This is a genomic window from uncultured Gilvimarinus sp. (assembly GCF_963975215.1).
Lineage (GTDB): Bacteria > Pseudomonadota > Gammaproteobacteria > Pseudomonadales > Cellvibrionaceae > Gilvimarinus.
In genome coordinates this window covers 114,703-127,744 of the sequence record NZ_CAXBFW010000001.1, presented here as the reverse complement: position 1 = coordinate 127,744, position 13,042 = coordinate 114,703, and the positions used below count along the sequence as shown (strand labels likewise).

General features: G+C 54.3%; 9 protein-coding genes. All 9 read right to left on the bottom strand.

Annotation, left to right across the window (positions count from 1 at the left end; all coding sequences use genetic code 11):
- Window positions 1-9: 9 nt before the first annotated feature.
- A complete protein-coding gene (locus tag AAC019_RS00545) occupies window positions 10-1,734 on the bottom strand; it encodes a ShlB/FhaC/HecB family hemolysin secretion/activation protein (RefSeq protein ID WP_339896588.1) in 1,725 nt (574 codons plus the stop codon).
- Between the two features lie 271 nt (window positions 1,735-2,005).
- Entirely contained in the window at window positions 2,006-3,352 is a 1,347-nt protein-coding gene (locus AAC019_RS00540) for a sugar MFS transporter (RefSeq protein ID WP_339896587.1), read from the bottom strand.
- 311 nt (window positions 3,353-3,663) lie between these two features.
- The gene (pnp, locus tag AAC019_RS00535) at window positions 3,664-5,811 is read right to left on the bottom strand and encodes a polyribonucleotide nucleotidyltransferase (protein ID WP_339896586.1); all 2,148 of its coding nucleotides are present in this window, start codon (window positions 5,809-5,811) and stop codon (window positions 3,664-3,666) included.
- A gap of 263 nt (window positions 5,812-6,074) precedes the next feature.
- Window positions 6,075-6,344: a 30S ribosomal protein S15 gene (rpsO, locus tag AAC019_RS00530; RefSeq protein ID WP_339896585.1), complete on the bottom strand. Its 270-nt coding sequence runs from the start codon at window positions 6,342-6,344 to the stop codon at window positions 6,075-6,077.
- A gap of 164 nt (window positions 6,345-6,508) precedes the next feature.
- Complete coding sequence (gene truB / locus AAC019_RS00525; RefSeq protein WP_339896584.1) at window positions 6,509-7,456, bottom strand: tRNA pseudouridine(55) synthase TruB; 948 nt, start codon at window positions 7,454-7,456, stop codon at window positions 6,509-6,511.
- Window positions 7,456-7,839, bottom strand: coding sequence for a 30S ribosome-binding factor RbfA (rbfA, locus tag AAC019_RS00520; protein WP_339896583.1), 384 nt, complete (start codon window positions 7,837-7,839; stop codon window positions 7,456-7,458). The genes truB and rbfA overlap by 1 nt, the downstream gene beginning before the upstream one ends.
- Before the next feature lie 156 nt (window positions 7,840-7,995).
- Window positions 7,996-10,695, bottom strand: coding sequence for a translation initiation factor IF-2 (gene infB / locus AAC019_RS00515; RefSeq protein WP_339896582.1), 2,700 nt, complete (start codon window positions 10,693-10,695; stop codon window positions 7,996-7,998).
- 54 nt (window positions 10,696-10,749) lie between these two features.
- Window positions 10,750-12,231, bottom strand: a complete 1,482-nt coding sequence (gene nusA, locus AAC019_RS00510; protein ID WP_339896581.1) for a transcription termination factor NusA — start codon at window positions 12,229-12,231, stop codon at window positions 10,750-10,752.
- A 42-nt stretch (window positions 12,232-12,273) separates the two neighbouring features.
- Window positions 12,274-12,729, bottom strand: a complete 456-nt coding sequence (gene rimP / locus AAC019_RS00505) for a ribosome maturation factor RimP (RefSeq protein WP_339896580.1) — start codon at window positions 12,727-12,729, stop codon at window positions 12,274-12,276.
- Window positions 12,730-13,042: the final 313 nt, after the last annotated feature.

Sequence of the window (13,042 nt, the reverse complement as noted above, 5' to 3'; positions counted from 1 at the left end):
TTTTAACTCTTAAAAATAGGCTTGTAACGAGGCGTATAGAGCGTGCGATTGTGCACCGAGATAATCAGGAGCATGTATGGTTTGCGCGTACACGAGGCTTAAACGATAAAGACGATGCGCGAGAGACGTGCCAAACACGGCGCCGGACAACCACTCCCGGTCTTTACTCTCTAACTCAGGTGTGTCGGTGTTACCTACATCCAGCCCCAAAAATAGATCCAGCCTGCCTAGTAAAGGCAGGCTTTTAGAAAAGTGTATTTCGTTTTGCCAATAACCACCGCTGTAACCAACAAGCCCGGTGTTTTCTACGCCGCGAACGGTGTATTCGCCCCCCAACGATAAAGCTTCAGACGCAATCACATCATCGGGGGTATAAAACAAAGATGCATTGCTTTGATAAGAAAATTCAGCGCCGGCCAACGCAAACGGCGTGGAATACGAGCCGTCGATTGAAAAAGTATCAAATTGGTATTCGTTTTCATCGGCAACAATTTTTTCCGTCGCGTCAAACCAGCTTTCGCTGCGGGCCCAGGTAAGCGTGACGCGCAACACGCCCTGCCCGATGTAACGCGTGTAGCGCCCGCCGACATTGGTTAGGTACAACACGCGGGATGACGTCTCAAGAAAAACATCCTCAAGGTAGTTTTTGCTCTCTTTGCGCACCAACGCCGAGGTGAAGGTTAGTTTGTCCCGCTGGCCGCGATAGGCTAAGTAATCGAAACTCAGCGACTGACTGGCGGACGAACCACTGGTGGTAAAGTCTGCCACGGAGCCGGCCACTCGCTGCTGGTAGTCAAAGTAGCTGCCACTTACACGAAACAAACTGTACCCGTAAGGCACGCTGTAATTGGCCGAGTAACTGCGCGATTGCGCGCCGCTGGGAGCGTCGACTGAATCGCTAATGGATACGTACAGGTTGTCGTTGGAGGCGGTGGGGTTGTCCCACGAGGCGTACACATTGGCCAGTGTCTCGCCGGTTGATTCGCTGCCACTGTTATTAACTCCGGCCCCACCCGATAAATAACGGCCCAAGGTGTTTTTAACCCGAAGCTGAGTATGGCCGGGCTGCTCGCCTGGCTCTAAGTCCATACTCGCGCGGTTTTGGCTTAAGCGGTTAAGGTTCTCTAGACCTTGCTCTAAATCGCGAAGATTTAGCGGCCGGTCAACCTCAGCCGGAAAAGCCCAGCGCAACTGACGCTCTGTGAGCTTACTTTCGGGGGAAATAATGGACTCCAGCCTACCCTCAAGCACCAGAATATCGAGGACGCCATCTTTTAAGTTTTGCGGCTGGACATAGGCGCGGCTGGTAACGTATCCCTTTTCTAAATAAAGGTTACTGATACTTTTTATAATCTGGTTAAACTCTTGCAAACCCAGGCAACGGTTGAGGTATGGCGCAGTGATTGCGTCGATTTGCCCGGGCTCAAACAGTGTTACGCCCTGCACATCGATATCGCTGATATCGAAACAGCGTGACTCATCGTCCCCGACCCAACCGGTATCGTCGTCATCGTCTTGCAGAAATATATCGACTTCAGGTTGATTGCGCTTTAGTTCGTCATCGCGGCGCAGCTGATCTTGCTTAAGCAGCTGCTCGTGCTCGCGCTGGATTTTGTCTATAGGGCCAGCGCCGGATTGCGCAAGCGCACCGGAGGAGTAGCCTGACGGGAGCAGCCAAACTAACAGGAAAAATAAACATACCTTGGTAAAAGGTAGAGGGTATCGCCAGAACATACAGTCCATTGCCTTAAACTCAATCCGCTTTCGTTATTAACCCATTAATTACAAAATGGAATTAAAAGTTTTGTTTATATTTGTTCGCGTATATTACCGAGCATTGGCGTTTTTTTAAACATTAAGGAGTGGTAAAAGCGACACACGTCACACTTTTAAGACGGCTCAAGCGAATCGTAGAAGTCGACAATTAAAAAGAGGGAGATCGGTTAACCAAGGACAAAAAAAACCCGGCATACGCCGGGTTAAAGTCAATTTTGTTTCGCGAAAGCTATTTCCAGCTGGTCATTTTATGACCTTTTACCGCATAAAACAGAATGTACAAATAAGCGGGGATAGACACCATATAGGCCAGCTGCCCATCGCCGGTATCGGCAAAGTGGCCGTAGATAGGAGGCAGTACAGCGCCACCGGCAATACCCATAATCAACAGCGCCGCGCCCTTACTGGTGTACTTACCTAAGCCTTGCAGCGACAGCGGCCAAATGGCAGGCCAGCACATAGCGTTGGCAAAGCCGAGCAGTGCAACAAAGTAAACGGCATTGGGGATTTCAGGCATACCAAATAAACTTAAGGTTGCCGCTGACATAACGGTGCTTTGCAGCGAGCCGGTCATCACGCAAACGGTAAAAATAATACCCAATATGGCCGAGCACATCAGGGCGGTTTGCTGGCTAATAAAACGCGGAATGGCCACCACACCGGCCAAATAACCGATAACCATAAAGATCATGGTGTAGGAGGTAAGCATCGAGTTAACCGAGCCACTAAGCCCGGCTTGCTTACCCAACAGGCCAATGGCATCGCCGGCGATTACTTCTACACCGACGTAAAAGAACAGCGCCAACGCGCCCAATACAAGGTGCGGAAACTGAAACACACCCGACAGGCGAATATCGCCCTCTTCCTGGCCCTCAAGCACTTCGTCTTCAATGTCGGGGATGGGAGCAAACAGCATGGCTACACCTAGCACTGCCAAAACAATGGCCATGCCCACATAGGGTGATACCAGCTGCGCTGCCAACTCGTGCAGTTTTACATCGCGCGCGGCCTCGGACAAAGCGGCTAACTCTACCTCGGACACACCGGTAATGCCGGACAACACCAACGCCGAAAACACAATAGGTGCAACCACGCCCGCGCCCTTATTGAGCAGGCCCATCACGCAAATACGCACGGCGGCCGACTCTGGTGGCCCCAGCTTAACCACGTACGGGTTTGAGGCGGTTTGCAAAATTGTAAGGCCGGTACCCACCACAAACTGCGCCAGCAAAAACACACTAAAGTGACGGCCATAAGCGGCGGGGATAAAAATCAGAGCGCCCACGGCAACAATAAACAAACCGATTGCCATACCGTTTTTGTAGCCGGTGCGCTCAATGATATACGCCATAGGCATCGCCATAACGGTATAAGCGGCGTAAAAAGCCGAGGCAACTAGCATCGCCTGAAAGGCGGTTAGATCACAGATGGTTTGCAGAAAAGGAATTAACGCCCCATTCAACCAGGTGACAAAGCCAAAGATAAAAAACAAACCGGCGATAATCGCCATGGGGACGATCACACTGTTACTCGCCTGAGGCGCTGCATTGGGTGCAGCGGCAGTTTCGTTGCTCATAAGGTTACCTATACATTCCAGTAGCCGCCGCCCAAAGCGCCGGGAGATCTCTTGTAATAATTATGTAGGTGCGGTGTTTCCGCCATTCAGTATAGTGACTATTTATCTCACTAAGCAGACAATATCCGCTAAAGACAACGTTGTCAAACCTTTCTGCCCAGCCCTCACTGAGCGGGTAATATTGAGTGAGAAGCTATACTAACGGCTAAAGCGCAGCGGTGGCAGTGAGTGATTTACAGCGCGACAGATAAACCAGCGCGCATAAAAAAACCGCCCGAAGGCGGTTTTTTTAGCCAAAGCATACTGCAGAATTAACTCTCTTCAGAGTTCTCTTCGGTAGCGGCTGGGGCTGCTTCGCCTGACTCAGCTTTCTGATCGGCGATAGCTTCTTTAATGGACAGCTTGATACGACCGCGCTGATCCACGTCCAGACACTTAACTTTAACCACCTGGCCTTCTTTCAGGTAATCGCTAACGGCGTTTACGCGTTCTTCAGCGATCTGCGAGATGTGTACCAAACCATCTTTACCTGGCAAGAAGTTAACAAACGCACCAAAGTCGACGATACGAACCACGGTACCTTCGTAGGTGGCGCCAATCTCGGCTTCGGCGGTAATGCCTTCGATTTTGTTAAGGGCCGCTTGCAGGGCTTCGGTGTCGGTGGCGTAGATTTTAACGGTGCCATCGTCATCGATATCCACAGACGCGCCGGTCTCTTCGGTGATCGAGCGGATAGTGGCGCCGCCTTTACCGATGATGTCGCGGATTTTGTCTGGATTAACCTTAATGGTTTCAAAGCGTGGCGCATTATCACTAACGGTGTCACGTGATACCGAGATCACTTTGTTCATCTCATCGAGGATGTGCAAACGAGCGTGCAGAGCCTGCTCAAGTGCGATCTCCATGATCTGCTCGGTGATGCCTTCGATTTTGATGTCCATTTGCAGCGCAGTGATACCGCTAGAGGTACCGGCCACTTTAAAGTCCATGTCACCCAGGTGATCTTCATCGCCCAGGATGTCGGTTAATACGGCGAAGTTTTCGTCGTCTTTAACCAGGCCCATAGCGATACCGGCCACCGGTGCTTTAAGCGGTACACCCGCGTCCATCAGTGCCAGCGACGAGCCACACACAGAGGCCATCGAGCTAGAACCGTTAGACTCGGTAATCTCGCTCACCACACGCAAGGTGTAAGGGAAGGACTCCAGCTCTGGCAGTACCGCGGCAATACCGCGACGCGCCAAACGGCCGTGACCGATTTCGCGGCGGCCAGTGCCACCCATGCGGCCGGCTTCGCCCACTGAGTAAGGAGGGAAGTTGTAGTGCAGCATGAAGGGGTCTTTACGCTCGCCCTCCAGTGCATCGATGATTTGCGCATCGCGGGCGTTGCCCAACGTTGCTACCACCAGCGCCTGAGTTTCACCGCGGGTGAACAGGGCCGAGCCATGTGCTTTACCCAGTACGCCCACTTCTACATCAATGGCGCGCACGGTTTTGGCGTCGCGACCATCAATACGTGGCTCGCCGGCAACAATGCGGCTGCGAACAATGGATTTTTCGACTTTGGCAAAAACTTTCTTAACGTCGTCTTCGCTGTACTCAGAACCTTCTTTAGCCAGCTCGGCAACGGCCTGGTTGCGCAGCTCGCCCAAGCGGTCGTAACGCTTGGCTTTATCGGTAATGCGGTAGGCAACACCGATAGACTCAGCAAAGTCGCGCTCCAGCGCGGCCACTAAATCGGTCTTCTCTGGCGCAGGCGCCCACTCCCAGGTTGGCTTGCCAGCGTCGCGGGCGAGCTCGGCACAGGCTTGAACCACCGCTTGCATCTCTTGGTGAGCGTACAATACCGCGCCCAGCATGATGTCTTCAGGCAGCTCGTTGGCTTCTGATTCCACCATCAATACGGCGTCTTTGGTGCCCGCGACAACCATGTCCAGCTCAGAGGTGCTCTGGGCTTCGTAGTTGGGGTTTAACAGGTAACCTCCGTCGGTGGTGTAACCCACACGCGCCGCGCCAATCGGGCCGCTAAACGGAATACCCGATACGGCCAGAGCCGCCGAGGTGCCGATCATAGCGGCAATATCCGGGTCGGTGGTTTTGCAGGTCGACATAACGGTACAAACTACCTGCACTTCATTCATAAAGCCGTTAGGGAACAGCGGGCGAATGGGGCGGTCGATCAGACGTGATGTCAGGGTTTCTTTTTCGGTAGGACGGCCTTCGCGCTTAAAGAACCCGCCTGGGATCTTACCGGCGGCGTACGCCTTCTCAATGTAGTGAACAGACAGCGGGAAGAACGGCTGATCTGCTTTTGCTTCTTTGGCACCAACAACAGTCACCAGGACTGTGGTTTCGCCCATAGTCACCATAACCGCACCGGTGGCCTGACGCGCTACGCGCCCGGTTTCCAAGGTTACGGTTTGATCACCATACTGGAATTTCTTAATAATCGGATTCACTCTTCTATCCTTTTTTGCGTTTGCTTGCTCTACGCAGCTTGTCGGTCAAACATGGGCCTCTATTAATTCAGGGGTGTCCCTCGACCACGCCTGCGGCCGTTGCTACTCCAACACTCATGCACCAGGGCACAAGTGTAGCTCACTCAGCGGGGTACGCTTTGCGGTTTAGGCCGCGCGCCGAGCGTCAGAGGCAACCCTGAATTAATAGAGACGCCCAAATGATGTACAACAAAAAAGTGCCCGCATAAGCGGGCACTGTGCAATTAGCGGCGCAGACCCAGTTTTTGAATCAGTGCAGCGTAACGGCTGGTATCTTTACCCTTGAGGTAGTCCAGCAGCTTACGACGCTGGTTTACCATGCGGATCAAACCGCGACGGGAGTGGTGATCTTGTTTGTGGCCTGCGAAGTGACCTTGCAGCTTGTTGATGTTGTGGGTCAACAGCGCAACTTGTACTTCAGGAGAACCAGTATCACCTTCAGCTTGTTGATACTCTTTTACAATCTCAGACTTCTCAGCAGCACTTAGTGCCATAATCATATCCTCATTTAATATGCATGATTTACAGCCATACCCGTGCATATTTACAGGTAGGCCAAGGTCATTTACCAGTGCGAGACTGGCAACTATTGCCCCCGGCCCAAAGGCCGGGGATTTACCGCCAAAACGGCAAATTGGGGGTTTGTCACCGCGCCCACTTAACTGGCGGTGGCGGTGTTTGCGACCAAGCGTTTGGGGGCGACACGGCCCTCATCGAGGGTGCCAACGCCTAAAAATTGGCCACTTTCACAAAAGACACGCACCATATCACCTTCTTGGCCTGTGCGGTAGACCTGCGAGTCCATTACCGGGTTCCCTAAACGGAAATAATAGGCGCTGGATTCTGGTAATGTGATGGCCGCCAAACTCGCCACCGGAGTATCGGTGGGCAGCAGGTGATGATCCAGCAGCTCGGCCAAACCATCGCCGCGCTCGTCGTTAAGCTCATCGATACTCACACACTGGCTTTCGTCAAAGGGGCCCGTGGCGGTGCGGCGCAAGGCGCTAACGTGGCCGCCGCAACCGAGCGCCTCGCCTAAATCCTCGGCCAGCGAGCGGATGTAGGTGCCTTTACTGCACAGCACATCCACCTCGACTTCGGCCCGCTCGCCGGCGCGAAACGCCAGTAAGTCAAACTCATAAATGGTGACGTGGCGCGCCTCGCGCTCGACCTCGATTCCCTGACGGGCCAACTTATACAGCGGCTGGCCATTTTGCTTAAGGGCCGAGTACATAGGCGGGATCTGATCGATCTCGCCGCTCAGCGCCTGCATGGCTTTTAGTACCGCCGGCTCCGTTACGGCCGCGGCGCTTAAGGTCTCCAGCAGCTCGCCCTCGGCGTCGCCGGTGGCGGTCTTCTCGCCCAATACGAAAGTGGCGCGGTAGCGCTTATCGGCATCTAACAAAAACTGGCTAAATTTGGTGGCCTCGCCAAAGCACACGGGCAAAACACCGGTGGCCAGCGGGTCGAGGCTACCGGTATGGCCGGCTTTGGCGGCAAAAAACAAGCGCTTGGCGCGCTGCAGCGCGTGGTTGGAGCTAAGCCCTAACGGCTTATCCAGCAGCAATACGCCATCAATCGCGCGGCCTTTACGTCGACGCGCCATTATTCGTCCTCATCGCCCGATTTAGCCTTATCGGCCGCGACGGCGCGGTCGATCAGCGAGGACAACTCCTGGCCGCGTACCGAGGTGTGGTCGTAGTAAAACTGCAGGCGCGGCACGGTGCGCATGTTGAGCTCTTTGGCCAGCATGGTACGCAAAAAGCCCGCGGCTTTATTCAGCACGCCTACGCTGGTCAGGCTTGCCTCTTCGTCGGCGCCTACCAGGGTCACGTAGACTTTGGCGTAGGCCATATCGCGGGTGACTTTTACATCGTTGATATTGACCATCCCCACCCGGGGATCGCGAATTTCTTGCTGAATCATATTCGCCAGATAACGCTGAATCGCATCACCGACGCGGTCGGAACGGGTAAATTCTCTAGGCATGGGTATACCTGCTCAATGGGTGCGACAGCTACGCTGCAAAAGCGTAAGTCGCTAAAAACGTGAGTCGCCATAAAACGATGAAGGGCGCCTGCGTTTAATCAGGCGCCCTTAGAGCCCCGCCACATTACTCTGGCGGGGCAAAGTAATCCGCGTGGCTTACAGCTCGCGGGCTACTTCCTTAACGTCAAAGACTTCGATCTGATCGCCTACTTTAACGTCGTAGTTCTTAACGCCGATACCACACTCCATACCGTTGCGCACGTCGTTAACGTCGTCTTTAAAGCGGCGCAGAGATTCCAGCTCGCCTTCAAAGATCACCACGTTATCGCGCAGTACACGGATGGGCTTGTTGCGGTACACGGTGCCCTCGGTCACCATACAGCCGGCCACCTGGCCAAACTTAGGTGAACTAAACACTTCGCGTACATCGGCAATACCAATGATTTCTTCCACACGCTCTGGGTCGAGCATGCCAGACAGGGCGCTTTTCACTTCATCCAGCAATTGGTAAATAATGCTGTAGTAGCGAATCTCGACACTCTCTTGCTCGGCCATACGGCGCGTGGCGCTGCCGGCACGAACATTAAAGCCCAGCACAATGGCGTTGGCCGTTAGCGCCAGGTTGATGTCGCTATCGGTAATACCACCCACACCGGACGAAACCACCTGCACTTCAACTTCATCGTTACCGATATCGGCCAATGAGGCCAGGATAGCTTCAAGCGAGCCGCGCACATCGGTTTTAACAACCACTGGCAAGACTTTCTTCTCGCCGCCGTCCATACCGGCAAACATGTTTTCAAGCTTGGCCGCTTGCTGGCGCTGCATGCGATCGGAGCGCTCTTTCTCGGCGCGGAACTCGGCCACTTCGCGCGCTTTGCGCTCGTCGTCCAGTACCACAAAGTCGTCACCGGCACTTGGCGCGGCATCCAGGCCAAGAATCTCTACCGGCGATGAGGGCCCGATTTCTTTTACCTGCTGACCCAGCTCGTTAGTAGCGGCGCGCACGCGGCCATAGCTTTGCCCCGCCAGCACTAAATCACCGTGCTTCAGGGTGCCCTGCTGCACCAACAAGGTGGCAACCACACCGCGGCCTTTATCAACCCGCGATTCAACCACCACACCACGTGCGGGAGCATCGACAACGGCTTTAAGCTCTAACAGCTCGGCCTGCAGCGAAATTGCCTCTAGCAATTCATCGATACCGGCACCAGTGTGCGCAGACACCTGGATAAACTGCGTGTCGCCACCCCAGTCTTCCGGCACAACGCCCTTGGCTACCAGCTCGTTTTTAACGCGATCCGGGTCGGCGCTCTCTTTGTCGCATTTGTTGATAGCAACAACCAGCGGCACACCAGCGGCTTGGGCGTGGTTAATCGCTTCTTCAGTTTGCGGCATAACGCCATCGTCGGCGGCCACAACCAAAATTACCACGTCGGTACACTGTGCACCGCGTGCCCGCATGGCGGTAAACGCGGCGTGCCCGGGGGTATCCAAAAAGGCGATTTCGCCCTGACTGGTTTGCACCCGGTAAGCACCAATGTGCTGGGTAATACCACCGGCTTCGCCCGAGGCGACTTTGGCTTTACGAATGTAATCGAGCAGCGAGGTTTTACCGTGGTCAACGTGACCCATAACGGTAACCACCGGCGCGCGGGGGAGCTCTTCGCCCTCCACCTTAATTTTTTCTTCCAGGTGGATCTCGATGTCGTTTTCGCTCACAAGCTTGGCGCTGTGGCCCATTTCTTCAACAACCAACTGGCCTGTTTCTTGATCCAGCGGCTGGTTGATGGTAGCCATAACGCCCAGCTTCATCAGCTGCTTGATTACGTCGCCCGCTTTAACATTCATGCGCTGAGCAAGGTCAGAGACGATGATGGTTTCGGGTACTTCTACCTCATGAGTCATTTTGTGCGTGGGCCTCTTAAAGCCGTGTTTGTTGGACGCTTTATGCGCCGCACGTCCGGCTTTACGGCGTGCCATAAACGCCTGATCGACATCGTCATCGGCCAGCTCGTACAGATCGGCTTTGGATGACTTTTTCGGTCCCATGCCTTTCTTGCCAGCTTTACCGGCGCGCTTGGCGCGTGGCGCTTCGTCGTCTTCAAAGTTGCCTCGGCGCTCGTTCTTTTTACGCCCGTGCTTAGTGTCGGGCTTGCCGGCACCCGGGGGCTCTGGGGCCTCTGGAGCGCTGGGCTTAGCCGCGGGCTTTGTGGCCGCAGGCTTAGCTTCGGCGGCGGCCTTCTCGGCTGCTTTAGCGTCTTCGATGGCGCGCAGCTGCGCTTCACGCGCGGCCTCTTCGGCGCGGCGACGCTCGAGCGCGGCCAGACGTTTTTCTTCAATATCATCGACAAACGATCGGCGCGCTGGCGGCTCGGAGGCAGGCGCGGGGGCCGGCTCAGGCTCGGGAGCGGGTTCCGGCGCAGGCTCTGGCTCGGGCACCACTTCTGGCTCCGGTGCGGCAACCACGGGCTCGGGCTCAGCGACCGCTTCCGGTGCTTCTACCGGCGCGTCTACCACTTCTTCGGCCTGCTCGTCTTCAAGCAAGTCGGCGGGCTTGCGCTTAACGTAAGTGCGCTTTTTACGCACCTCAACATTTACCGTCTTACGCCCACTGCCACTGCCCGTTTTGAGGGTTGTGGTGGTTTTACGCTTGAGAGTAATTTTGCTCGGCTCTTCTGACGCCGATTCGCCGTGGCTGGTCTTTAAATAGGCCAACAACTGCTGTTTTTCTTCATCAGAGACCAATGCATCCTCAGCGGTATGCTTCAGCCCGGCTTCCTGCATTTGCTTCAGCAGTCGCTCAACGGGAGTACCCACTGATTTGGCGAGTTCGCTAACTTTTACTTCTGCCATTACGTATCCTCAGTTTCGTATATTGCCCACAACACCATTCATTGCTACTGGCGCTTAGGCAAACCAGGGCTCTCGGGCTTTCATAATCAAAGCCGCAGCACGCTCTTCGTCTAACCCTTCTATACCCAGAAGATCATCAATCGCCTGCTCGGCGAGATCTTCCATAGTAACGATGCCGCGGCTGGCTAACACTACAGCCAGTTCTTTATCCATGCCTTCCATGTTCAGCAAGTCATCGGCCGGGGCAGCTCCTTCGAGTTGCTCTTCCGATGCCAGCGCTTGAGTCAGCAGCGCGTCTTTTGCGCGCGCCCGCAGCTCTTCAGCTACGTCTTCATCAAAGCCTTCAATCGAGGCAATTTCTTCCAGTGGTACATAGGCGACTTCTTCGATGGTGGTAAAGCCTTCTTCTACCAACACCTCGGCCACATCTTCATCCACATCCAGCGCGTTCATAAACACTTGAATGTATCCGCCGGTTTCGGCTTGCTGTTTTTCTTCCCACTCGGCAATGCTCATCACATTGATGTTCCACTGGGTCAGCTCGCACGCCAAACGCACATTCTGACCGCCGCGGCCAATGGCCATTGCTAAGTTTTCTTCGGCAACGGCTACGTCCATCGAGTTGGCATCTTCGTCAACAACAATAGACTCAATCTCGGCCGGCGACATGGCGTTAATCACAAACTGCGCCGGGTTGTCGTCCCACAGCACAATATCAACACGCTCATTGCCAAGCTCGTTCGATACCGCTTGTACGCGCGAACCGCGCATACCCACGCACGCACCCACCGGGTCGATACGACCGTCGTTGGTGTTAACCGCGATTTTAGCGCGAAGGCCTGGATCGCGTGCGGCGCCTTTCATTTCGATAATGCCTTCCGAAATTTCGGGCACTTCAATTTTAAACAGCTCAACCAGCATCTCCGAGCACGAGCGGCTTAAAAACAGCTGCGGCCCGCGCGCTTCAGAGCGCACGTCTTGCAGCAGAGCGCGAACCCGATCACCCATGCGGAAGATCTCGCGGCCCACTAACTGATCGCGAGGCAACAAGGCCTCGGCGTTATTGCCCAAATCGACAATAATGCTATCGCGGGTTACTTTTTTAACGGTGCCGCTTACCAGCTCGCCTACACGGTCGCGATACTCATCGACCATTTGGGCGCGCTCGGCTTCGCGAACTTTTTGCACGATCACTTGCTTGGCAATTTGCGCGGCAATACGGCCAAACTCAACGTTCTCGATTTTCTCGCGGTGAATGTCGCCCACTTGCAGCTCGGGGTCGGCCTCGGCCGCCTCTTGCGTGGTTAATTGGGTACCCAACTCGGCCAACACATCGTCGGCAACCACTTCCCAGCTACGGTAAGTTTCGTAGTCCCCAGTGGCGCGGTCGATATTTACTTCAATAGTTGAGTCCTCATCGAAGCGCTTTTTAGTGGCCATAGCCAATGCGCTTTCGATCGCCTCAAAAATTACATCCTTTTCTACGCCTTTCTCGTTAGATACCGCGTCGGCGACAAGCAAAATTTCTTTGTTCATGAGTTTGCCTCGTTCAACTCCTGGGCTAATCAAACCGTCTGATTAGAACTGGGGGACAATATTCGCTTTTTCAATCGAGTCTACCGGCAGCAGATACTCTTCATTATCCACTACCACCACGACATCTTCATCTTCGATGCCGATCATTTTTCCTTTAAATTTGCGCCGCCCGTCAAAGGGCACACGCAAACGAACCGCAATCACTTCGCCAATATAACGCTGAAACTGCTCAAGCGTGTAAAGCGGACGATCCATACCCGGCGAAGAAACCTCCAGGTTGTACTCACCCGCAATCGGGTCTTCCACATCCATTAAACTGCTAATTTGGCGGCTGACTTTTTCACAGTCTTCCAAGGCTACACCGTCTTCTTTATCGATGTAGACTCGCAGCACTTTAGTAGGCGTGCCGGTCATATACTCGACACCCCAGAGCTCACACTCCAACGCGGCAACCACGGGAGCAAACATCGCAAACAACTGCTCTTCTTTCGACGCCATACACTGCCCCCGATAAAACTGATTGCGCAAAACGATTTAAATGAACAAGGCGTGCAAACTACGACGCCCAAATGGCAGCGGGCCAACCCCGCAAGTCGGGAGGCGTAGACCAACCGGACCGATCAACGCCGGCAATAATGGCCGGAGAGCACTTAGCCCAGAAACAAAAAATGGGCCCTAGGCCCACCTTGACATCTACACCACCGAAAAAGTGGCAGTGGCACGCCACTGATTTTTAGGTACAAAAAAGCCCCAAACAGGGGCTTTTAGGATTGCGCACACTTCGCGCAATGATTATTGGGCGTTTATCGCA